The 21,604-nt window shown below is 73.0% G+C and carries 18 protein-coding genes, 2 tRNA genes and 1 other RNA gene; 6 read left to right on the top strand and 15 right to left on the bottom strand.

What is annotated here, in order from left to right; genetic code table 11:
- Nucleotides 1-4: 4 nt before the first annotated feature.
- Nucleotides 5-463: a GatB/YqeY domain-containing protein gene (locus ACZYRU_RS19880; RefSeq protein ID WP_488958828.1), complete on the bottom strand. Its 459-nt coding sequence runs from the start codon at nucleotides 461-463 to the stop codon at nucleotides 5-7.
- Between the two features lie 36 nt (nucleotides 464-499).
- On the opposite strand from ACZYRU_RS19880, the gene ACZYRU_RS19875 reads away from it, so the two are divergent.
- The 3 genes from ACZYRU_RS19875 to ACZYRU_RS19865 all read left to right on the top strand — a co-directional run bounded on the left by ACZYRU_RS19875 (nucleotide 500) and on the right by ACZYRU_RS19865 (nucleotide 2,622).
- Entirely contained in the window at nucleotides 500-1,429 is a 930-nt protein-coding gene (locus tag ACZYRU_RS19875) for a metallophosphoesterase (protein WP_488958827.1), read from the top strand.
- A 105-nt stretch (nucleotides 1,430-1,534) separates the two neighbouring features.
- Nucleotides 1,535-1,608, top strand: a tRNA-Pro gene (locus ACZYRU_RS19870).
- 135 nt (nucleotides 1,609-1,743) lie between these two features.
- Nucleotides 1,744-2,622, top strand: a complete 879-nt coding sequence (locus tag ACZYRU_RS19865) for a hypothetical protein (protein WP_488958826.1) — start codon at nucleotides 1,744-1,746, stop codon at nucleotides 2,620-2,622.
- Between the two features lie 113 nt (nucleotides 2,623-2,735).
- Here the strand turns inward: ACZYRU_RS19865 and ACZYRU_RS19860 are convergent, their stop codons facing one another.
- The 6 genes from ACZYRU_RS19860 to ACZYRU_RS19835 all read right to left on the bottom strand — a co-directional run bounded on the left by ACZYRU_RS19860 (nucleotide 2,736) and on the right by ACZYRU_RS19835 (nucleotide 9,076).
- Entirely contained in the window at nucleotides 2,736-3,779 is a 1,044-nt protein-coding gene (locus tag ACZYRU_RS19860; RefSeq protein WP_488958825.1) for an aspartate-semialdehyde dehydrogenase, read from the bottom strand.
- Nucleotides 3,780-3,782: 3 nt separating this feature from the next.
- Nucleotides 3,783-5,060 (bottom strand): aspartate kinase, encoded by a 1,278-nt coding sequence (locus ACZYRU_RS19855; RefSeq protein ID WP_488958824.1) that lies wholly within the window; start codon nucleotides 5,058-5,060, stop codon nucleotides 3,783-3,785.
- 93 nt (nucleotides 5,061-5,153) lie between these two features.
- A complete protein-coding gene (locus tag ACZYRU_RS19850) occupies nucleotides 5,154-5,801 on the bottom strand; it encodes a DUF5063 domain-containing protein (protein ID WP_488958823.1) in 648 nt (215 codons plus the stop codon).
- An 8-nt stretch (nucleotides 5,802-5,809) separates the two neighbouring features.
- Complete coding sequence (recR, locus tag ACZYRU_RS19845) at nucleotides 5,810-6,406, bottom strand: recombination mediator RecR (protein WP_488958822.1); 597 nt, start codon at nucleotides 6,404-6,406, stop codon at nucleotides 5,810-5,812.
- A gap of 14 nt (nucleotides 6,407-6,420) precedes the next feature.
- Complete coding sequence (locus ACZYRU_RS19840) at nucleotides 6,421-6,816, bottom strand: YbaB/EbfC family nucleoid-associated protein (protein WP_488958821.1); 396 nt, start codon at nucleotides 6,814-6,816, stop codon at nucleotides 6,421-6,423.
- Between the two features lie 58 nt (nucleotides 6,817-6,874).
- Entirely contained in the window at nucleotides 6,875-9,076 is a 2,202-nt protein-coding gene (locus ACZYRU_RS19835) for a DNA polymerase III subunit gamma and tau (RefSeq protein ID WP_488958820.1), read from the bottom strand.
- 64 nt (nucleotides 9,077-9,140) lie between these two features.
- On the opposite strand from ACZYRU_RS19835, the gene ACZYRU_RS19830 reads away from it, so the two are divergent.
- Nucleotides 9,141-10,208 carry a class I SAM-dependent methyltransferase gene (locus tag ACZYRU_RS19830; RefSeq protein ID WP_488958819.1) on the top strand — a complete coding sequence of 356 codons (1,068 nt, stop codon included), beginning with the start codon at nucleotides 9,141-9,143 and terminating at the stop codon, nucleotides 10,206-10,208.
- A 10-nt stretch (nucleotides 10,209-10,218) separates the two neighbouring features.
- On the opposite strand, the gene ffs is transcribed toward ACZYRU_RS19830, so the two are convergent.
- Both ffs and ACZYRU_RS19820 read right to left on the bottom strand, forming a co-directional pair.
- Nucleotides 10,219-10,309: signal recognition particle sRNA small type (gene ffs / locus ACZYRU_RS19825), an RNA gene on the bottom strand.
- A gap of 58 nt (nucleotides 10,310-10,367) precedes the next feature.
- Nucleotides 10,368-10,589, bottom strand: coding sequence for a hypothetical protein (locus ACZYRU_RS19820; protein WP_488958818.1), 222 nt, complete (start codon nucleotides 10,587-10,589; stop codon nucleotides 10,368-10,370).
- A gap of 82 nt (nucleotides 10,590-10,671) precedes the next feature.
- Between ACZYRU_RS19820 and ACZYRU_RS19815 the strand changes: the two genes are divergently transcribed.
- Nucleotides 10,672-10,760, top strand: a tRNA-Ser gene (locus ACZYRU_RS19815).
- A 173-nt stretch (nucleotides 10,761-10,933) separates the two neighbouring features.
- Here ACZYRU_RS19815 and ACZYRU_RS19810 read toward each other — a convergent pair.
- From ACZYRU_RS19810 to ACZYRU_RS19785, 6 genes are all read right to left on the bottom strand, one after another.
- The gene (locus ACZYRU_RS19810) at nucleotides 10,934-12,160 is read right to left on the bottom strand and encodes a S8 family serine peptidase (RefSeq protein WP_488958817.1); all 1,227 of its coding nucleotides are present in this window, start codon (nucleotides 12,158-12,160) and stop codon (nucleotides 10,934-10,936) included.
- Nucleotides 12,151-13,557, bottom strand: a complete 1,407-nt coding sequence (gene eccB / locus ACZYRU_RS19805) for a type VII secretion protein EccB (RefSeq protein ID WP_488958816.1) — start codon at nucleotides 13,555-13,557, stop codon at nucleotides 12,151-12,153. The genes ACZYRU_RS19810 and eccB overlap by 10 nt, the downstream gene beginning before the upstream one ends.
- A 5-nt stretch (nucleotides 13,558-13,562) precedes the next feature.
- Complete coding sequence (gene eccD / locus ACZYRU_RS19800; protein ID WP_488958815.1) at nucleotides 13,563-14,945, bottom strand: type VII secretion integral membrane protein EccD; 1,383 nt, start codon at nucleotides 14,943-14,945, stop codon at nucleotides 13,563-13,565.
- Between the two features lie 116 nt (nucleotides 14,946-15,061).
- Nucleotides 15,062-15,376 (bottom strand): WXG100 family type VII secretion target, encoded by a 315-nt coding sequence (locus ACZYRU_RS19795; RefSeq protein ID WP_488958814.1) that lies wholly within the window; start codon nucleotides 15,374-15,376, stop codon nucleotides 15,062-15,064.
- Between the two features lie 31 nt (nucleotides 15,377-15,407).
- Nucleotides 15,408-15,731: a WXG100 family type VII secretion target gene (locus ACZYRU_RS19790; RefSeq protein WP_179729013.1), complete on the bottom strand. Its 324-nt coding sequence runs from the start codon at nucleotides 15,729-15,731 to the stop codon at nucleotides 15,408-15,410.
- A gap of 134 nt (nucleotides 15,732-15,865) precedes the next feature.
- Complete coding sequence (locus tag ACZYRU_RS19785; protein WP_488958813.1) at nucleotides 15,866-17,260, bottom strand: hypothetical protein; 1,395 nt, start codon at nucleotides 17,258-17,260, stop codon at nucleotides 15,866-15,868.
- A gap of 271 nt (nucleotides 17,261-17,531) precedes the next feature.
- On the opposite strand from ACZYRU_RS19785, the gene eccCa reads away from it, so the two are divergent.
- On the top strand, nucleotides 17,532-21,575 hold the full coding sequence (gene eccCa, locus ACZYRU_RS19780) for a type VII secretion protein EccCa (RefSeq protein WP_488958812.1): 4,044 nt from the start codon (nucleotides 17,532-17,534) through the stop codon (nucleotides 21,573-21,575).
- The last annotated feature ends 29 nt before the right edge of the window (nucleotides 21,576-21,604 follow it).

Raw genomic sequence — 21,604 nt, 5'->3', positions numbered from 1 at the left:
GCCGTCAGCCGAGCTGGCGGCGTACCTCCGCGGCCACGGCGGCGCCGTCGGCGCGACCCCTGACCTGCGGCTGCACGATGCCCATCACCTGGCCCATCGCCTTGGGCCCGGCGCCCGCGGCACCGGCCTGCTCGACGGCGGCCGTGACGATCGCGGCGATCTCGTCGGGACCGAGCTGCTCGGGCAGGTAGTCCTGGATGACCGCGGCCTCGGCGCGCTCCTTGGCGGCGCTCTCGGGCCGGTCACCCTCCTCGAACGCGACCGCGGCCTCGCGGCGCTTCTTGGCCTCGGCGGAGAGCACGGTGAGGACCTCGTCGTCGGTGAGCTCCTTGGCGACCTTGCCGGCGACCTCCGCGTTCGTGACGGCGGTCAGGATCATCCGCAGCGTCGACGACCGGACCTCGTCGCGGGCCTTCATGGCGGTCGTGAGGTCGGTGCGCAGCTGGTCCTTGAGGGTGCTCATGCCTTGATTCTGCCCGCCGTGGGCGAGACTGGACGAATGGGATTCGGGACGACGCTGCTGCGGACGGCCGGCGCCGGGGGGACCCTCGGGGCGGCGGTGACGTCGTACGCGCTCTGGGAGGCGCGTCAGTACACGCTGCGCCGGCTCGACCTGCGGGTGCTGCCGGCCGGGATGCGGCCGCTGCGGGTGCTGCACCTCAGCGACCTCCACATGACCCCCGGCCAGACCCGCAAGCAGGAGTGGGTGCGCGGGCTCGCCCGGCTGGAGCCGGACCTGGTCATCGACACCGGCGACAACCTCGCCCACCGCGACTCCGTGCCCGCCGTGCTCGACAGCCTCGGCGAGCTGCTCGACCGCCCGGGCGTCTTCGTGCACGGCTCCAACGACTACTTCGAGCCCGGCTTCCGCAACCCGATCGGCTACCTCCTCCCGGACGACGGCACCCGCCACACCCACGTCCCCCAGCTGCCGTGGCGCGACCTCAGCGCCGGCCTCACCGGCGCCGGCTGGGTCGACCTCACCAACCGCCGTGAGCAGGTCAAGGTCGGCGAAGCGGTGCTGGCCTTCGCCGGGGTCGACGACCCGCACCTCGAGTACGACGACCTCGCCGCGGTCGCCGGCCCCGCCGACACCACGGCCGACCTGCGGCTCGCGGTCGCGCACGCGCCGTACCTGCGGGTGCTGGACCAGTTCGCCGCCGACGGGTACGACGCCATCGTCGCCGGCCACACCCACGGCGGCCAGGTCCGGCTGCCGTGGCCGGGCGGCTCGCGCGCCTACGCCACCAACTGCGACCTCGAGCCGGCCCGCGCCCGCGGCCTGCACCGCCACCCCGCCGACTCGCGCCCCGGCGAGCCCGGCTCGGCGTGGCTGCACGTGTCGGCCGGCCTCGGCACCAACCCCTACACCCGGGTCCGGATCGCTTGCCGCCCCGAGGCCACGCTGCTCACTCTCCAGCCGCGGTGATTGCCCGGCGGATCGGTCGGGAGGGGTATCCCGATTGCGGGTCCGGGCCCTCGCTCCGCTATGCTCCCGTGCTTGTGAGTGGGCTTCTTCGGAGCTCATGATCGGCGGGCTGTGGCGCAGTTTGGTAGCGCGCCTCGTTCGGGACGAGGAGGCCGCAGGTTCAAATCCTGTCAGCCCGACAGCGCGAGGGGCGGATCCGGTGAGACCGGGTCCGCCCTTCGACGTTTTGCTGCGATTCTTTACCCAGCGCCCGTCGCCGTGTCGCCCTGCGGCCACGCGTCGCTCACCTGCGCGTTCGTGACACACTGCATGCCATGTCAGACGAGCAGGACAAGCTGAAGCTCAGCTTGGAGCCGCCCAAGCTGTTCGGGCGGAAGAAGAAGCCCGCCGAGCCCGCCCCGGCGCCCGCCCGGGTCGCCGAGGAGCGCGCTGCTCGTCCTGTCGTCACGCCCGAGCCGGAGCCCGAGCCGGAGTCCGAGCCGACCGCGGTCCTGCCCGAGGTCGTCGAGCCGGAGCCCGAGCCCGAGCCTGTCGTCATCGCGGAGCCGGAGCCGGAGCCCGAGCCCGAGCCGGAGCCCGTCGTCATCGCGGAGCCCGAGCCGGAGCTGGTGCCCGAGCCCGAGCCCGAGCCCGAGCCGGTCGTCGTGGCACCCACGCCCGCACCCAAGCCCGCGCCGAAGCCCGCGCCCAAGCCGGCCCCGAAGCCCGTCCCCCAGCCCGAGCCCGTCGTCGTGGACGTCGAGCCCGAGCCGGTGAGCTCCGCGGCCTTGGAGGACGCCGAGATCGCCGCCCTGGGCGACGGCGGCACGCTGCTGACGGTCTACCGCGCCGCAGCGCTCACCGGGCTCGTGGTGGGCGCGGCGATGGTCGTGCTGACCTGGCTGTCCCTGCGCGGCTGCGAGGCCGTCCGCGGGACGTCCTCGTGCGGTGGCGGCCCCGGCTTCCTGCTGCTGGTCGCCACGTTCGCCCTGTGCGTCGTGCTGGGCGCCCAGCTGCTCAAGGCGTTCGCGATCCCCGACCCGGGCAGCAGCAGCTTCCTGGCAGTCGGCCTGGTCGCCGTGGTGGCGCTGCTGTTCCTCATCGACCTGCTCGACCACTGGTCGACGCTGATCATCGTGCCGATCCTCAGCATCGGCGCGTACCTCGCCTCGGTCTGGGTCACGAAGACCTTCGTGGACCCGGCCAACGAGTAGTCGACGCGAGCTTCGCCTGTTCATCACGGGATGTAGCCGAATCCCCGCTTCTGTAGCGGAACTCCACTACAGAAGCGCGAGTTCACCTACATCCCGTGGTGAATCCGACGCAGTCAGCGCGAGGCGGCGATCAGCTCCGCGATCTGGACCGTGTTGAGCGCGGCGCCCTTGCGCAGGTTGTCGTTGGAGACGAACAGCGCGAGGCCGCGGTCCCCGTCGACGCCCGGGTCCTGGCGGATCCGGCCGACGTACGACGGGTCCTTGCCGGCTGCGGCGAGCGGGTTGGGGATGTCGGCGAACTCCACGCCCGGAGCCGAGGCGAGCAGCTCGCGGGCCCGCTCGGGGGTCAGCGCGCGCTCGAACTCGGCGTTGATCGCCAGCGAGTGGCCGGTGAAGACCGGGACCCGGACGCACAGGCCGGAGACCCGCAGGTCGGGGATGCCGAGGATCTTGCGGGACTCGTTGCGGAGCTTCTGCTCCTCGTCGGTCTCGTTCAGGCCGTCGTCGACGAGGTTGCCCGCGAACGGCAGCACGTTGTAGGCGATCGTCTTCTTGTAGACGCCCGGCTCGGGGAACGCGACGGCCTCGCCGTCGTACGCCAGCTCCCGGGCCTTGTCGCCGGCCGCGGTCACGCCGGTGGCGAGCTCCTCGACGCCGGCGATGCCGGAGCCGGAGACGGCCTGGTACGTCGACGCGATCAGCCGGACCAGGCCGGCCTCCTCGTGCAGCGGCTTGAGGATCGGCATCGCGGCCATGGTGGTGCAGTTGGGGTTCGCGATGATCCCGCGTCCGGCCTCGATGACCGCTGCCGCGGCCTCCGGGTTGACCTCGGAGACGACCAGCGGGATCGCCGGGTCCTTGCGGAAGGCCGAGGAGTTGTCGACGACGATCACGCCGGCGTCGACGAACCGGGGCACCAGCGCGCGCGACGCGGTGGCGCCGGCGGAGAACAGCGCGACGTCGAGCCCGGTCGGGTCGGCGGTCTCGGCGTCCTCGACGACGACCTCGCGGTCACCGAACTGGAGCACCTTGCCGGCCGAGCGGGCCGAGGAGAAGAAGCGGATCTGGTCGACCGGGAAGTTCCGCTCGAGCAGGATCTGGCGCATGGCGACGCCGACCTGGCCGGTCGCGCCGACGACTCCGATGTTGATGCCCATGGCTCAGCGCCCCGTTCCGCCGTACACGACGGCCTCGATCTCGTCCGACCCGAGGTCGAACGCAGCGTGGGCGGCGTTGACGGCCGCCTCGACCTGGGTCTCGGCCACGACGACCGAGACGCGGATCTCCGAGGTGGAGATCATCTCGATGTTGACGCCGGCCTCCGAGAGCGCCTCGAAGAAGCGCGCGGAGATACCGGGCGACGAGCTCATGCCGGCGCCCACGATGGACACCTTGCCGACGCTGTCGTCGTACAGCAGCGACTCGAAGCCGACCGAGTCCTGCAGGCGCGACAGCGCCGTCATGGCGGTCTGGCCCTCGCCGGCGGGCAGCGTGAAGGAGATGTCCGTCAGGCTGGTCGCCGCGGCCGACACGTTCTGCACGATCATGTCGATGTTGATCTGCGCCTCGGCGACGGCGCGGAAGATCGCGGCCGCCTCGCCCGGCTTGTCCGGTACGCCGACCACGGTGATCTTGGCCTGGCTGCGGTCGTGGGCGACGCCGGTGATGATCGCGGCTTCCATGGAACCCTCCTGGACTACATCCTCGGCCTTGACGACCCAGGTGCCCTCCTTGTCGGAGAAGGAGGAGCGGACGTGAATGGGCATGTCGTAGCGGCGGGCGTACTCGACGCACCGCAGGTGCAGGATCTTGGCGCCCTGCGCGGCCATCTCGAGGGTCTCCTCGTAGGAGATCCGCGGGACCTTGCGGGCGCGCGGCTCGATGCGCGGGTCGGCGGTGAAGATGCCGTCGACGTCGGAGTAGATCTCGCACACGTCGGCCTTGAGCGCGACGGCGAGCGCCACCGCGGTCGTGTCGGAGCCGCCGCGGCCGAGCGTGGTGATGTCCTTGGTCGTCTGCGAGACGCCCTGGAAGCCGGCGACGATGGCGATCGCGCCCTCGCCGATGGCGGCCTCGATCCGGCCCGGCGTGACGTCGATGATCTTCGCCCGGCCGTGCTCGGCGTCGGTGATCACGCCGGCCTGGGAGCCGGTGAACGAGCGCGCCTCGTGGCCGAGGTCGTGGATCGCCATGGCCAGCACGGCCATCGAGATCCGCTCACCGGCGGTGAGCAGCATGTCCAGCTCGCGCGCGGGGGGCAGCGGGGAGACCTCGTTGGCGAGGTCGATCAGGTCGTCCGTCGTGTCCCCCATCGCGGACACGACGACGACGACCTGGTGGCCGGCCTTCTTCGTGTTGACGATGCGCTGCGCGACGCGCTTGATCCCGGCGGCATCGGCGACCGACGAGCCGCCGTACTTCTGCACGACAATGCCCACGGGGGCTCACTCCTGGCGGTGGTCTCGGGGGAAGGTGCTACTTCTAGGGCAAGGCCACGACGACGGGGCCACCCCCGATTCTACGAGAGCGGGCTAGCCGTTTTCCGCGCTGTCCAGCACGGCGGACGCCACCTCGACCAGCGCGAGCTCCTGCGTGGTGTCGAGATCGACGTCGAGGCGGTCGTGGGCGACCACCGAGAGCAGCGCCTTCATCGACGAGCCGGCCAGGGTCCCCCACGAGGAGACGTAGGAGAACTGCCACCACCACAGCGCCTCCTCGACGTCACCCGCGTCGTAGTGGCGTACGCCGACGGCGAGGTCGGCCGCGATGCTGGTGAGGTCGTCGGAGAGCAGGCCCTCGACCACCTCGGGTGCGTACGGGTCGAAGACGTAGCTGTAGGTGTCGAGCTCGCCGAGCAGCGCGGCCAGCTGGAGTCGCAGCTCGTCGATGTCGTCGGGGTCCGGGCCGTCGTCGGGCTGGTACTCGTCGCGCGGCGCGAAGTCGCGGTGCACGCCCAGCCGGGCACCGGTGAGGGCGATCTGGCTGATCTGGAGCAGCAGCAGGGACACGGCCTGCCCGCCGCTCGCCTGCGCGGCGACGACCCTGACCCCGTCGAGGAAGGAGCGCACGGACGCCGCGATGTCGTCGGCGAAGCGCACGGTCTCGGTCTCGACCGCGATCAGCGCCTCCAGCGCGGCGAGGCCCGGAAGCTGCTCGGTGGTGGTGCTGTTGTCGCTCATGTTCCCGTTCATGTCGCTGCCTGCCTTCCCACGAATGCCCGACCGAGGGTGACCTCGTCGGCGTACTCGAGGTCTCCTCCCACCGGAAGTCCACTGGCCAAACGCGTCACGCGCAACCCCAGGGGGCCGAGCATGCGCGTGAGGTACGTCGCCGTGGCCTCGCCCTCGAGGTTCGGATCGGTGGCGAGGATCACCTCGACGACGGTGCCGTCGCCGAGCCGGGTGAGCAGCTCGCGGATGTGGAGCTGCTCGGGCCCGATGCCGTCGATGGGCGAGATCGCGCCGCCCAGGACGTGGTAGCGGCCGCGGAACTCACGGGTCCTCTCGATCGCGACGACGTCCTTGTACTCCTCGACCACGCACAGCACCGTCGGGTCCCGGCGCGGGTCGCGGCAGATCCGGCACTGGTCGTCCTCGGCCACGTTGAAGCAGACCGAGCAGAACTTCACCTTGTCCTTGACCTCGATCAGGACCTCGGCGAGGCGGCGTACGTCGGCCGGGTCGGCCTGCAGCAGGTGGAACGCGATCCGCTGGGCGCTCTTCGGCCCGACCCCGGGCAACCGCCCGAGCTCGTCGATGAGGTCCTGGACGACGCCTTCGTACATGGCTGGTCGCCGTACTAGAAGCCGAGCTGGCCGGGCGACGGCAGGCCGCCGCCCAGGTCCTGCATCCCGCCGGCCAGCGGGCCGAGGGTCTGCTCGGCGAGCTCGTCGATCTTGGTGCGGGCGTCCCGGAAGGCCGCGACGACCAGGTCGCCGAGGTCGGCCAGCGCCTCGGCGTCGGTGCCGTCGAGTGCCTCGGGCTTGATCTGCACGGCGGTCAGCTCGCCGGAACCGGTGAGCGTCACGGTCACCGCACCGCCGGCGACGGTGCCGTCGACGGTGGTCTCGGCCAGGCGCTGCTGGGCGTCCTGGAGCTGGTCCTGCATCTGCTGGGCCTGCTGGAGCAGCGCGCCCAGGTCGAGGCCGCCGAGGCCGCCGCCACCGGCGAGCGCGTCGAAGGGGTTCTGGCTCATGGGGACTCTTCTCTGTGTCTGTGCGGAAGGTGGTGGGGTACGTCGAGGGCCGGGCGGATCAGTCGCCGCGCGGCATCTCCTCGATCAGCTGGGCGCCCAGCTCGCGGGCCAGGAGCTCCGCGCTGGACTCGGCGTCGACCTCCTGGTCGTTGAAGTCGACGGCGGCGTCGGGGTCCTCCGGCGGCGCGTCCGCGGCGGCATCGGCCCGGGCCTGGATGTCGGCGATCATCTGCCGGCGCGCGCCCGGTTCGTACTCGGGCTCCGGCTCGGGCGGCCCGTCCGTCGGCGGCGGCTCGGTGGCCCACGGCGGCGGGTCGTCCTGCGGCGCGAGCTGCGCGGGCGGCGCCGGGGCGGCGTCCTGGACCGACGCGGGCGCCGGCGCAGAGGGAGCGGCCGAGGCCCCCGGCGGCGCGGTGACCTCGGGCCAGCCGCCGGCGTCGGCCGCCGGGGCAGCGGGCGCTGCGGGGGCTGGCGGAGCGGCCGGCTCGGGGACGCGGGCATTGGGGTCGGCGGCCGGGTCGACGATCGCCTCGATCCGGACGTCGGCACCGATCTCGTCGATGACCGCCTGCTGGACGATCTCGGCGTGGCCGCCGGACTCGAACGAACGGCGTGGGCCGTCGGACTGGAAGCCCAGGCTGAGCACCTTGCCGTTGAAGCCGACGACCTGGGAGTTCTGGGTGAGGTGGATCCAGGTGACCCGCTTGACGCTCTTGACGCGGTCGATGACCGAGGGCCACAGCCGGCGGACGTCGACCAGGGTGAGACCGCTGCCGCCTCCGGCAGGCTCCGCCGGAGCGGCAGCCACGGGAGCGGGCGCCACGGCAGCAGGTGCGGCGGGAACGGGAGCAGGAGCGGGCGGCTCCGGGGCAGCCGCGACCGGCACCGGCTCGGGCGTGCGGACCGGCTCAGGAGCAGGCTCGGGGGTGGGCGCAGCGACGGGCGCGGGAGCGATCGGCGCGGGAGCCGCGGCAGCCGGCGCCTCGACCCGCTCGGGCGCGGCCCGCTCGTGGCGGGAGGGCGCCGGCCGGTCCTGGGCGGGCACCGCGGCGGGGGCCGGGGCCGGAGCGGACTCGGCGGACGTCGTACCGCTGATCGAGGCGCGGCGCTCGAGCCGGTCGAGGCGGGCGAGCACCCCCTCGGTGGTGTGGTCGGCGGCCGGCAGCAGGATCCGGGCGCAGATCAGCTCGAGCAGCAGGCGGGGCGCGGTGGCGCCACGCATGTCGGTGAGGCCGGCGGCGACGAGGTCGGCGGCGCGGGTCAGCTCGGCCCGGCCGAAGGCGGCCGCCTGCGCGACGAGCCGGTCGGCCTGGTCGCCGGAGAGGTCGAGCAGTCCGGACGCGGCGGCGTCGGGGACCGCGGAGATGATGACGAGGTCGCGCAGCCGGCGCAGCAGGTCCTCGGTGAACCGGCGCGGGTCCTGCCCGGTCTCGATCACCTTGTCGACCACGCCGAAGACGGCCGAGCCGTCGCCGGCCGCGAACGCGGACACGACGTCGTCGAGCAGGGTGTCGGGGGTGTAGCCGAGCAGCCCGCTGGCCAGGTCGTAGGTCACGCCCTGTGGCCCTGCGCCACCGAGCAGCTGGTCGAGCACGGAGAGGGTGTCGCGCGCGGAGCCCGCGCCCGCGCGGACCACGAGCGGCAGCGCGGCCGGCTCGATGGAGACGCCCTCGCGGTCGCACAGCTCGGTGAGGTACGACGTCAGCAGGCGCGGCGGGATCAGCCGGAACGGGTAGTGGTGGGTGCGCGAGCGGATGGTCGGGATGACCTTCTCGGGCTCGGTCGTGGCGAAGATGAACCGCAGGTGCGGCGGCGGCTCCTCGACCAGCTTGAGCAGGGCGTTGAAGCCCTGCGTGGTGACCATGTGGGCCTCGTCGATGATGTAGACCTTGTAGCGGCTCTTCACCGGCGCGAAGAACGCCTTCTCGCGCAGGTCGCGCGCGTCGTCCACACCACCGTGGGAGGCCGCGTCGATCTCAATCACGTCGATCGACCCCGGGCCGTTGCGGGCCAGGTCGCGGCAGCTCTCGCACTCGCCGCACGGGTCGGAGATCGGCGCCTTCTCGCAGTTGAGCGCCCGGGCCAGGATCCGCGCGCTCGTCGTCTTGCCGCAGCCGCGGGGGCCGGAGAAGAGATAGGCGTGGTTGACCCGGTTGGCGGCCAGCGCAGCCCGCAGCGGCTCGGTGACGTGCTCCTGCCCGATGACCTCCGCGAAGGTCTCGGGCCGGTAGCGGCGGTAGAGCGCGAGCGGGGAGTCCACGGGTGCCACCCTAGTCGCTGGCCCCGACACCTCCGGGCGCCCCCGAGGGAGAGGACGAGCAGCCATGACGACGATCGACCGGGACGAGGCGAGAGCCTTCCAGAAGCGGATGGTCCGGGTGCGCGAGGACGCCGCCCTGGGCCTGCTCCTCGGCATCGGCGACGAGCTCGGCCTGCTCGACGTGCTGGCCCGGACCGGCCCCGCCGATCCCGCTACCCTCGCCGCCGCAGCGGGCGTCGACGAGCGCTACCTTCGCGAGTGGCTGGACGGCGTCGTCGCCGGCGACGTGGCGACGTACGACGCCGCCACCGGCCACTACTCGCTCCCCCGCGAGCGCGCCGCCTGCCTCACCCCGGCCGACGGCCCGGTCAACCTCGCGCGCAGCCTGAAGATGCTGACCATGCTCGCCGGGGTCGAGCCCGAGCTGCGGGAGAGGTTCCGCGACGGCGGTGGGCTGGGCTACGACCGGTTCCCCCGGTTCCACGAGCTGATGGCCGCCGACGCCGCGGCCGTCCACGACGCCGGCCTGCTCGACGTCGTCGTCCCGACCGTTCCGGGGCTCCACGACCAGCTGAGCGCCGGTGCCGCGCTGGCCGACATCGGCTGCGGCTCCGGGCACGCGGTCAACCTGCTCGCCCGCGCCTACCCGGCGAGCACGTTCGTCGGCTACGACCTCGGGGAGGAGGCGATCGGGGCTGCCCGCGCCGAGGCCTCCGCGTGGGGCCTGACCAACGCGACCTTCGAGGTCCGCGACGTCGCGGCGCTCGGCGAGGAGGCGGCGTACGACGTCGTGACCGCCTTCGACGCGATCCACGACCAGGCCTTCCCCGACCGGGTGCTCGCCGGCATCGCCGCCGCGCTGCGGCCCGGCGGGACGTTCCTGATGGTCGACATCAAGGCCCAGTCGGGGGTGGAGAACAACCTCGGCCTGCCGTGGCTGACCTACCTCTACACGCTGAGCCTGATGCACTGCATGACCGTGTCCCTGGCCCACGGCGGCGCCGGGCTCGGCACCGTGTGGGGCCGGCAGACCGCCGTCCGCATGCTCGAGGAGGCCGGCCTGGTCGACGTCGACGTGCGCGAGGTCCGGACCGACCCGTTCAACTACTTCTACGTCGCCCGCCGACCGTAGGCGGAAAAGCAGAGGCCCCCCACGTACCCGATAGAGCTCACTTACCCTTGCTGCCTTCCGGCCCTGGGGGAGTTGGGTGAGATACCGCCACGTGGGGGGTTGCGGAACACTTTAGAGGATGCGCCGGACGGGGTTCACATCGCCGGGGCACAGGCCCGCTCAGCGCAGGATGTTGACCACGGTCAGCAGGACCGGCGCGACCATCACGACCAGCAGCACCCAGGCGACCACCCGGTGCGAGCGCTTCGAGCTGTCGAGCGAACCCGCGAGCTCGAGCAGCGCACCGTCGGGCACCAGCCGGTTCAGGCCCATCCGCTGGGCGTCGGTGGGCAGGTGGTCGGCGGGAGCCCAGGGCTCCGGGTCGTCACCCCGCGCGGTCATGCACCGATCGTACGTCGCCCGCGCGGCCCGGGGTGGAGTCCCGATTCCACCTCGCCGTCCATCTGCCGGTAATCTCTCCCACGGAGCTGTCGCCTAGTGGCCTATGGCGCTCGCTTGGAAAGCGGGTTGGGTTAACAGCCCTCGGGGGTTCGAATCCCCCCAGCTCCGCCAGCACCACCGGACGGCGTCGACGCAAGTCGGCGCCGTCCGACGTTTTGCGGGTTGGGTCAACAGCACTCCGTCACCTCGGGAGGGGTTCGAATCCCCCAGCTCCGCCAGCACCACCGGACAGCGTCACGCCCAGCAGCCCACGAGCAGGGCGACGAGCGCGACGACCCGCAGCATCAGCGCCGCCGGGACAGGAGTGGGCGCAGGATGAGGAGGACGACGAGCGCGGCGCCCCCGCCGAGCCCCCACCAGACCGCGTCGTGGCGCGCACCCGCCAGCACGTCGGCCTGGGCGCGCGGCGGCCGCGCCGGCTCGACCTGGTCCTGCTTCTCGGCGCCCATCGCGGCGACGTCACGCTGGATCGCCTCGACCGGCTGGACCACGCCGTACCCGGTGATCGGGCTGGACGGGCCGCCGTTGCCGCTGGCGGTCTGCTCGAGGCGGGTCCGCAGCTGGGTGGCGTCCTCGTCGGGGTGCATCGACCACACCAGGGCGGCCACGCCGGCGACCTCGGCGGCGGCCCACGCGGTCGACGGCGGACCGACGACGCACCAGCCGCCGTTGCGGGCGCGCGAGACGGCGTCGACGCCGGGCGCGGAGAGGTCGATCGCGGAGCTGCGGAGCACGGTGCCGGCGCTGCCGGGCGTCGAGACCCCGACCGCGACGACGCCCGGGTGTGCGGCGGGCCAGACCAGGTCGGCGACGTCCTCGCCCTTCTTCGGGTCGTCCTCGTAGCCGTCGGGGAAGCCCCCCTCGTCCGCGGGGCGGTCACCCGAGGCGGCGACCAGCAGGACGCCGGAGTCGACGAGCCGGCCGACGGCCGCCTCGAGCTCGGCGGAGTACGGGACCTGCGCAGGTACGACGACCACCACCCGGCTGCCGAGGCCGGCCCGCTGGTCGGCCAGCCCGGACAGCGCGGTGGCGAGGCCGCCCGCCATCGGGATCCGCTGGCCGTCCTGGGTCTTCTCCGTGACGTCGTAGAAGTCGGCCGTGCGCAGGTTCGCCCCGGGCGCGATGCCGACGGAGACCGGCGGGTCCTCCTGGTCGGGGCCCTTGACGATGCCCGCGACGGCGTAACCGTGTCCGCTCGGGAGCTGTGCCGGTGCCGGGTAGTCGGCGCCCAGGGGGGTGTCGACGACGACGACCGTGACGCCCTGCCCCGGCTGCCTGCCGGCCTTCGTGGCCAGGGCCTGCGCCTGGGCGACGTGGAGGGCGAGGTTGGCGGTGTTGTCTCCCTTGACCTTGAGCTGGTCGGTCGTCGTGGCGTCGACCTGCAGGCACTGCCCACCTGTCGGAACCGTCGCCGATCCGACCGATCCGACCGATCCGCTGGCGACTGCCGGCACCCCCAGCCCGACGAGCGTGCCGGCGACGGCGACCGCTGCGCCGTGCACTAGCCGCACGACTGGTCCTTGGACGGCGGGCACAGCGCCGCGTCCTGGGAGAGCTCGGGGCCGTCCTCGAACAGCTTGTTCCACACGTCGGGCACCACGACGACCGGCACCTTGGCGTAGCCCAGCTGGTCGAGGTCGTACGTGCTCGCGACCGGGTAGCTGTAGCCGCGGTCGTCGATGAGGTGGATGGTGCCGTCGTCGCTGGTGATCCAGTCGGCCGAGCGGATCACGGCACCCTGCCCGGACGCGACCGTGACCTCGCGGTCGCCGCTCGACACCTCGTCGGCACTGGCATCGCCCTGCGGTGCGGTCACGAGTCGCGCCGCGGCGGGCTCACCCGTGGCGGTCACGAGCTGGGCGCAGGCCTGCTCGGTGGCGGGCAGTGAGCGACTGAGGACGTCGTGCGGCCAGGACGCCCGAGCGCTCGGGTCCGACGGCACGATGGTGAAGGCCGCGCCCTCGCTCGGCGTCACGAGGGTGGGCAGCCGCTTGCCGAGCGTGGTGTTGCGGAGCACCGCCTTCTCGAACGGCGACAGCTCGACCAGGCCGGCCTTGGTGATGGCGAAGGTCTTCCTGCCGCTCTCGACCCAGTCACCGACCAGCGCGTCGCCGTACCCCTGCAGGTCGGCGGGCTTGCCCCAGTCATTGACGCCGAGGCCCTCGGCGTTCAGCGGGTCGCCCGGCGGGAACAGCCCGAGCCAGGCCTCCGGGACGGTGATCTGGTCGGTCGGGGAGATGCCGAGGTCGGTGTAGAGGTGGTCGTTGTCGGTCGGCAGCTCGTAGCGGTAGGCACGACGCGGCAGGTCCGGGGCATCGGCCTCAGCGACGAGGAAGACCTTGCCGTCCTTGTCGGACTTCACCACGAAGCCCTCGGTCGGCACCGACGTCACCTGGGGACGCGCGGCGACCGAGGTCTGCATGCCGAGGCCCGCACCGGTGCACGACGTCCAACCCGACTGGTCGAGGTTCTTCACGGCCGGAACCGTGGCGGGGGCGTCGAGGATGCCGATCGTCGGCCCCTTGCGCACCCCGGCGAGCTCGTCGTCGGGCACCTTGCGGGCCTCGACCGTGGCACCGAGGATCAGCTGGGCCGAGGTGACGTTGATGACCGGGCGCACCCGCGGCTGCCCGGGCACGGAGTCCTCGTCGAGGATGACGTAGAGGGCGCCGCGGTCGTCGGCGACCAGGCCGGACTTCTTCCAGTCGACCTCGGCCCGGTCGGACAGCGCCCCTGCGATCGCGGCCCCCGCGACGAGGAGGACGGCGAGCGCGACGCCACCGACGATCATCCGGCCGGGGCGAGCAGGCTCGACCTCGCGGCCGCCCGGCGCACCGGACACGAACGCCGTCACCAACCGGCGACGGCTGAACGAGTAGGCCTCGACGAGGTCCTTCTTGGTGGCCACTGAGATCAGCCGATCCAGTCACGGACCTGGTCGAACAGACCGGTCGCGACGACGAGCAGCGGGAGCAGGGCGAGCAGGGCGACGGACTCGAGCACGTCGCCGAGCCGGCCGCGTCGTACGGACGGAGCGGCAGGGCTGAGCGTCGCGACGAGGAGCACGGCCCCGACGACGGCCAGGACGACGGCCAGGGTCGGGCGCCAGTCGGCGTGGATGGCCAGCACGGCGATCGCGGTCGCGGCGATGCCGGCGACACCGGAGCCGAGGCCGAGCAGGACCTCGCTGCCGGTGCGGTACTGGCGGGTGCGGAGCACCACGATCAGGCACGCGTCGACCGCGAGCAGGGTGCCGGTGACACCGAGGCTGACCGCGAGCGGCGCGACCAGGACCAGGAGCAGTCCGACGGTGCCGCTGATCGCGAGCAGGATCTCGTGGGCGACCCGGGCGTCGGCGGCGACCCGGTCGCGCTCGATGTCGTCGGGGTCGGCGGTGATGTCGGCCGCCGAGTAGAGCTGGTCGACGCGGGTCGTGGTCGCGCCGAGCGCGAGCCACGGGAACACGCTGCCCGCGAGGACGACGAACGCCAGCACGGTGGTCAGCAGCGGAGCGGGCGCGAAGCCGTCGGGCGAGGAGCGGACGTAGATGCCGACCCCGACCGCGAGCGCACCGACGACGAGCGGCGGGAACGCGAGGGTCCGGCCCGGCCCGAGCCCGATCAGGCACACGACGCCGGCCAGCAGTGCGCCGGCACCGGCCGCGGCGAGCGGGTCGGCGAACCAGAACTCGCTGTCGGGCACGAGCATCACGCCCGCGACGGCGGCGTACCCGGCTCCCAGCCAGGCCACGCCGATCCCGGCCTCGTGCTCGCCCTGGGCCCGCGAGAGCACGATCGCGCCCGCACACAGCGCGGCCGCGACCAGCGCGGTCGCGGCGGCGGCGATGTCGGAGCCGCGCTGCACCAGCAGTGCGCCGGCACCGAGCGCGAGGAAGAGGCCCGCCGCGACGAGCGCCGTACGACGCCCCGCTGCCGGGTGCCACGGCTCGAGGTCGTGCTCGACGACGTCGGTCATCGCCTCGACGACATCGTCGTAGACGCGCGGTGCCGGGTCGTCGACGCCGGCAGTGACGGTGAGCAGGCCGCCGTCCTCGATGCCCTGCAGGGTCAGGCCGGTGTCGAGGGCGAGACGCCGGCCCTCGGACGTGCCGACCCGGTAGCCGCCGTGCACGGTGGCGGGGTCGAGCAGCCCGACGCTGCGGGCCAGCTCGGGCAGCAGCTCCGCCACGGGGATGGCCCCGGGGAGCACCAGGTCGACCCGGCGCGTCCCGGACGTGACGGTCACCCGGACCAGACCGGACGCGACGGCTGCGCTCGTGCGCGGAGCCTGTGTCATCTGCTCAACCCTTCCCGAGAGCCTGGGGGCTCGATCCTAGAAGCCTGCCCTACCGGAGACAGCAACAGAGGGGCCGACCACGTGGGTCGGCCCCTCCGTACCTGCGTGCGCCCGGATCAGAACCGGTTCGCTCCACGCTTGTCCGCCTGCATGTAATCGGCGTTCGACTGGTACGTCGTCTTCGAGACGCCGTCGAGCAGGTCGAGCAGCTCCTTCATCGCCCAGTCCCAGGCCAGCTTGGCCTGGTCGTAGCTCTGGCGCTGGGCACTGTCGGGCGCCCAGGTCTGGACGTACTGGGAGGCGTCGCTCTCGAGCTGGTCGAGACGGGCGTTCATCGCCTTGGCGACCTCGTACATCTGCTGCGCCGCCGCGTCGAGCTCGCCGTGCTTGACCCGCAGGCCGTCGAGCCCGCCGAAGTTGGTTCCGGTCATCGTGATCTCCTCGAAGTCTGGTGTGGGTGGGTCAGGACTGGGCGTCGAGCTTGCTCAGGAAGCTGCCGAGGTCGCCGCTGATCGTGCTGTCGGTGTTCATGTTGTCCGACTCGGTCTCGATGAGGGACGCCTCGAACTTGTCGAGCGCCGCCGTGACGACCTTGTGCTTCTCGATCCAGGCGTTCTTGACGTTCTCGAACGCCAGACCACCGCCGCCGACCCACGCGGACTTCATGTTCGCGAGGCCGGACTCCATCTCGCCCGACTTCTTCACGAGGTCCTGCTTGGTCTGGGCCACGAGCTCGGCGACCTTCTTGAGGGCGCCTTCTCCGTGACCGAACTCAGTGCCTGCCATGTCTGCTCCTTGGTTGCTGGTTGGCGGGCGGCATCCACCCGCCCCTGCATTGCGGTTCCATCGATCTGGCTCCCCGAGCACTGCCAAAGAGCCGACGGGTCAGGGGTTACCCCCGCCCCGCGAGGGGCTAAACATCAGCCCGTGACTTCCCACAGGTGGCGGAAGAAGCCGACCGCCACCACCAACGACCCGACGGCGAACGCGCCGCACATCGCCTCTGCGATCTCGGCCCGGCGCGACCACCACGCCGAGCGCCAGCCACGTCCGACGAAGACGGCCGCCAGCACCAGCGCGGCAGCGATCGCGACGGCGGCAGCGGCCACCGCCGACGGCGCCGCCACCGGGTCCTGACCGGGCGCGAGCCCGAGGAGGACGGCGGCGAGCACGGCCAGGGCCACGACACCGGCCAGCCGCAGCAACCGGCCGGCGGCGACGTGGCGGTAGCTGCGCGCCGCGAACAGCAGCGCCGCACCGCCGAAGCCCACCAGGCACCGGGCACCGGTGCGGTCGAGCGGCAGGTCGGCCGTGGCGAGGAGGAGGGGTGCGGTGACGACGACGACCACGAGGACGGCGGTGGCGGCGGCGGTGACCGCGCGGGCACCCCGGTCGGCGACGGCGCGCACGGCCTGCTCCGGTACGACGATCCGGCCGCGCCGCCCCGTCGGCCGTTCGCGTGCCGACCAGGCGGTGACGGCGAGGCGCTCCAGGTCGAGCAGGTACTGGTCGGGCACGTCGACCACCAGCTCGGGCACGAACCGGGCGGCGAGCACGGCGGCGAGGAAGAGGACGGCCCACACGACCTGCGGCGAGACGCCGGTGAGGGCGCCGAGCCCGGCGACGACGAACCAGCCGGCACCGACGGCGACCCAGACCCGCAGCCCGTCGACCGCCGGGCTGTCGGCCTCGGCGAGGGCCCGGCCGACACCGGCCATCACGGCCGCGCACAGCGCCGCGACACCGCAGACCGTCGGGAGCTGCTCGGGCACCGGGTCCCAGGCCAGCGCGAAGCCCGCGGCGGCGGCGAAGGCAGGGGCAGCGAGCACCCGCTGGACCCGCAGCACGCCGAGCGGCAGGCAGCCGGCCAGTGCCGCCACGAGCAGGACGGCGACGACCGGCCAGCGCTCGTCCGACGGGAGCTGGGCCGCGCACCACCCGGCGAGCACGGCGAACGCCACCGCGAGCGCGAACCACGTGGCCGAGGCCCGGCCCGCGGCGAGCGCGGAATCACCTGCGTCACCGGAGCGGAACCGGCTGCGCGGTGGGGCCGGGCGGGACGACGGGTCGACCGCGACGACGACCGAGCCCGCGACCAGGCCGACGTCGCCGACGACGTCGGCCAGCTGCAGGGGTACGCCGGAGCGGGTCACCAGCGGCAGCACGACCGGCAGGCCGGCCTCCGCGGAGTAGGCCCGCGACACGTCCTCGAGCGTGGCGTCGACCGGCACCGTCAGGTCGAGCACGCCACGGGGCCCGTGCACCGTCACCGCGGTGACCGTGCCCGGAGCCGGGGTGCGGGACGTCCCGTTCACCAGAGATCGCCTCCCGAGATGAGTCGTGGTGCCGGACCGAGATTCGCGGCCCGGCTCGCAGGGTAGTCCTCCACCCTGTGCGTTCCGATGCTGCTTACCCTGACGGACCCGGGTCCTATCATCATGCGCGTCGCATGACCGGGCATCGACGACAGGGGACGGCAGCGTGACGGTGGGCATCACTCCAGGCAGTGGTCAGGGCACGCACCGTGCCCCGGGCCTCCCGGTCCCGGGCGGAGCCGGCGGTCCGGGTAGCCCCCAGGGCCGGCGCGTGGCCCCGCCGGCCGCGGCGCCCGGCAGCCTGAGCCAGCGCGGCAGTCGCGGCGAGCGGCCCGAGCTCCCGGGCGGCCAGCTGCAGCTCCAGCCGCCGCCGCAGCTGCAGCCCAGCGAGGGCGCCGCGGGCGTGGCGATGAACGCCATCCCGATGCTCGGCAGCCTGGGCTCGATCGTCCTCGTCGCGGGCCTCGGCGGCCAGGGCGGCAACTCCTCGCTGCGCTTCATCGCGGCCGGCATGTTCCTGTTCGCGACCCTCGGCTTCATCGTCGTCCAGATCGACCGGCAGCGGAAGCAGCGCCAGCAGCAGGTCACCGGCTCGCGCACCGAGTACCTCCGCTACCTCGCGACCGTGCGCAAGGTCGCCCGCGACGCCGCCGACCAGCAGCGCCGGGCGCTGACCTGGATGCACCCCTCGCCGACGGCGCTCCCGTCGCTGGCCGAGGACCGGACCCGGGTGTGGGAGCGGTCGTCGTCCGACCCCGCCTTCCTGCAGGTCCGGTACGGCGTCTGCGCGCAGCCCCTCGCCCTCGAGCTGCTGCCGCCGGAGGCCGCGCCCATCGACGAGGTCGACCCGGCGTCGGCGTCCGCGCTGCACCGGCTGCTCGTCGTCCACCGCCTGCAGCCGGACCTGCCCGCCTCGATCGACCTGCGGTCCTTCGACCGGATCGAGGTCTGCGGCGACGAGGAGGAGGCCCGGTCCCTGGCCCGCGCGCTGCTCTGCTCGTCGGCGACCTTCCAGTCCCCGGAGAACCTGCAGGTCGCGGTGCTCGCGACCGAGGCGACCCTGGCCCACTGGGACTGGGCGAAGTGGCTGCCGCACGCCCACAGCCAGCACCAGAACGACGCTGTCGGCCCGGCGCGGATGGTGACGACCTCGCTCAGCGACCTCGCGACGATGCTGCCGCCCGACCTGACCGAGCGTCCGCGCTTCGGGGCCGACGAGCGGCCCGCGATCCCCCACATCATCCTGGTGACCGACGGCGCCGAGCTGCCGCCGGGCAACCACCTGATCCCCTCCGACGGCCTGCACGGCGTGACGGTGATCGACCTGCCCGCCCGCTGGGGCGAGCTCGACAGCCCGACGGCGCTGCGCCTCGAGATCGAGCCGCACGCCGGGTCCGCTGCGACCGGGTCCACGCCGGAGTCGGTGCCGATCGTCGCCGTACGGCTGCGGACCGAGCCGGTGCGCGCCAAGGGCGACCAGTGCGGCGCGGCCACCGCGGAGGCACTGGCCCGGCGGCTGACGCCGCTGTTCACCCCGAGCGCGGGTGCGGCCGTGGGCGAGGAGGCGGCCGACCTGGCGGCGCCGACCGACTTCATGGACCTGCTCGGTCTCGGCGACGTGCACCGCTTCGACCCCGGCACGGCCTGGCGGCCGCGGCCGGCGCGCGACCGGCTGCGGGTCCCGATCGGTGTCGGCGACGGCGCCGGACCGGTGCACCTCGACATCAAGGAGTCCGCCCAGCAGGGCATGGGCCCGCACGGCCTGGTGATCGGCGCGACGGGATCCGGCAAGTCGGAGTTCCTGCGCACCCTGGTCCTCGGCCTGGCGATGACGCACTCGCCCGAGCAGCTCAACATGGTGCTCGTCGACTTCAAGGGTGGTGCGACCTTCGCCGGCATGGCCGAGATGCCGCACGTGTCGGCGGTCATCACCAACCTGGCCCAGGAGCTCACCCTCGTCGACCGCATGCAGGACGCCCTGTCCGGTGAGATGGTGCGCCGCCAGGAGCTGCTCCGCGAGGCCGGCAACTTCGCGTCCATCCGCGACTACGAGAAAGCCCGTACGTCGGGCGATCCGGCCACCGCTCACCTCGCGCCGCTGCCGTCGCTGTTCCTCGTCGTCGACGAGTTCTCCGAGATGCTGTCGGCCAAACCCGAGTTCATCGACCTCTTCGTGGCGATCGGCCGCCTCGGTCGCTCGCTCGGACTGCACCTGCTGCTCGCCTCGCAGCGGCTGGAGGAGGGTCGCCTGCGCGGCCTCGAGTCGCACCTGTCGTACCGGATCGGCCTGCGCACCTTCAGCGCCCAGGAGTCACGGGCGGTGCTCGGAGTGCCGGACGCCTACGAGCTCCCGGCGGTGCCCGGACTCGGCTACCTCAAGCCGGACCCGACGACGATGACCCGGTTCAAGGCGGCGTACGTGTCCGGTCCGCCGGAGACCGGTCGGCGCCGGGTCGTGCGCGACAGCGGCGGCAAGGTGCGCGGCATCCTTCCGTTCACCATCTCGGAGGTGCAGACCTTCGACGAGCCCGAGCGCGAGGAGACCGACGCGCCGGCCGCCGTACCGGAGGGCAGCGCGTCGCTGCTCGACGTGGCGGTCGCACGGATGGACGGGCGCGGTCCGGCGGCCCACCAGGTGTGGCTGCCGCCGCTGGAGCGGCCCGACACACTCGACCAGCTGATGCCCGACCTGGCGCCGCACCCCGAGCTCGGCCTGGTGTCGATGCAGTGGCGTGGTGTCGGCAACCTGACCGTTCCGCTGGGCACGGTCGACCGGCCGCGCGAGCAGCGCCGCGACACGCTCACCGTCAGCCTCAGCGGATCGGCCGGCCACGTGGCGGTCGTCGGTGGCCCGCGCAGCGGCAAGAGCACCGTGCTGCGCACGATCGTGACCAGCATGTCGCTGACCACGACACCGCTGGAGTCGCAGTTCTACGTGCTCGACTTCGGCGGCGGCACGTTCGCCCCGATGACCGCGCTGCCGCACGTCGCCGGCGTCGGCACCCGCTCGGAGCCCGAGGTGGTCCGCCGGATCGTCGCCGAGGTCAAGGGCATCGTCGACCGCCGCGAGCGCTACTTCCGCAGCCAGGGCATCGACTCGATCGAGACCTACCGCAGCCGGCGCGCGCAGGGCCGGGCCGACGACGGGTACGGCGACGTCTTCCTCGTCATCGACGGCTGGGGCACGCTGCGTGCGGACTTCGACGACCTCGAGCTGGAGATCCAGCAGCTCGCCGGCCGCGGTCTGACCTTCGGCCTCCACATCGTCACCGGCGCGACCCGCTGGCCCGACTTCCGAGCCGCGATGCGCGACCTGATCGGCACCCGGCTCGAGCTGCGCCTCGGTGACCCGATCGACTCCGAGATCGACCGCAAGGTCGCCGCCCTCGTGCCGGGCAACCGGCCGGGCCGCGGTCTGGTCCCGGGCAAGCTGCACTTCCTCGGCGCCCTGCCGCGCATCGACGGCACCGACACCGTCGAGACCCTCGGCGACGGCGTCGACGCGATGATCAGCGCGGTCGCGACCGCGTGGCGCGGACCGGCCGGCCCGAAGCTGCGCCTCCTGCCCGACCGGATCACCCTCGACGAAGTCCGCACCCAGGCCGGCACCCCGCCGCAGCGCCAGCTGCTGCTGGCCATCAACGAGAAGGAGCTGGCCCCCGTCCCGCTCGACGTCGACACCGAGCCGCACCTGCTGCTCTTCGGTGACGGCAAGTCGGGCAAGACCAACCTGCTGCGCAGCTACTGCCAGGAGATCATGCGGACCCGGACCCCGGCCGAGGCCCAGATCCTGCTGGTCGACTACCGCCGCTCACTGCTGGGCGAGGTGCCCGAGGAGTACCTGCTCAACTACCTCACCTCCGCGACCCAGGCGCAGCCGGCGCTCAACGACCTCGCGACGTACCTCCAGAACCGGATCCCGGGTCCGGACGTCACGCCCGACCAGCTGCGCAACCGGTCGTGGTGGAAGGGCGCCGAGGTGTTCGTCGTGGTCGACGACTACGACCTCGTCGCCACCCAGCAGAGCTCGCCTGTCGCGCTGCTGCAGCCGCTGATGGCCCAGGCCCGCGACGTCGGCCTGCACATCGCCCTCGCGCGTCGATCCGGTGGCGCGTCGCGGGCGCTCTACGAGCCGGTCATCCAGTCCATGCGCGACCTCGCCATGCCCGGCATCCTGCTGTCCGGCAGCCGCGACGAGGGCGCCCTCATCGGCAACCTGCGCCCCGGTCCGGCCCAGCCGGGTCGCGGCAAGATGCTCACCCGCGACCGCGGTGCGGAGATCGTCCAGCTGGCCTGGACCGACCCGACGCTGTGAGCGGCGGGTGTCGGAATCGCCGCTCAGGC

Source organism: Nocardioides sp. F233 (genome assembly GCF_057813895.1).
Note: the sequence above shows the minus strand (reverse complement) of the source record. Positions and strands in the feature narration are given on the sequence as shown.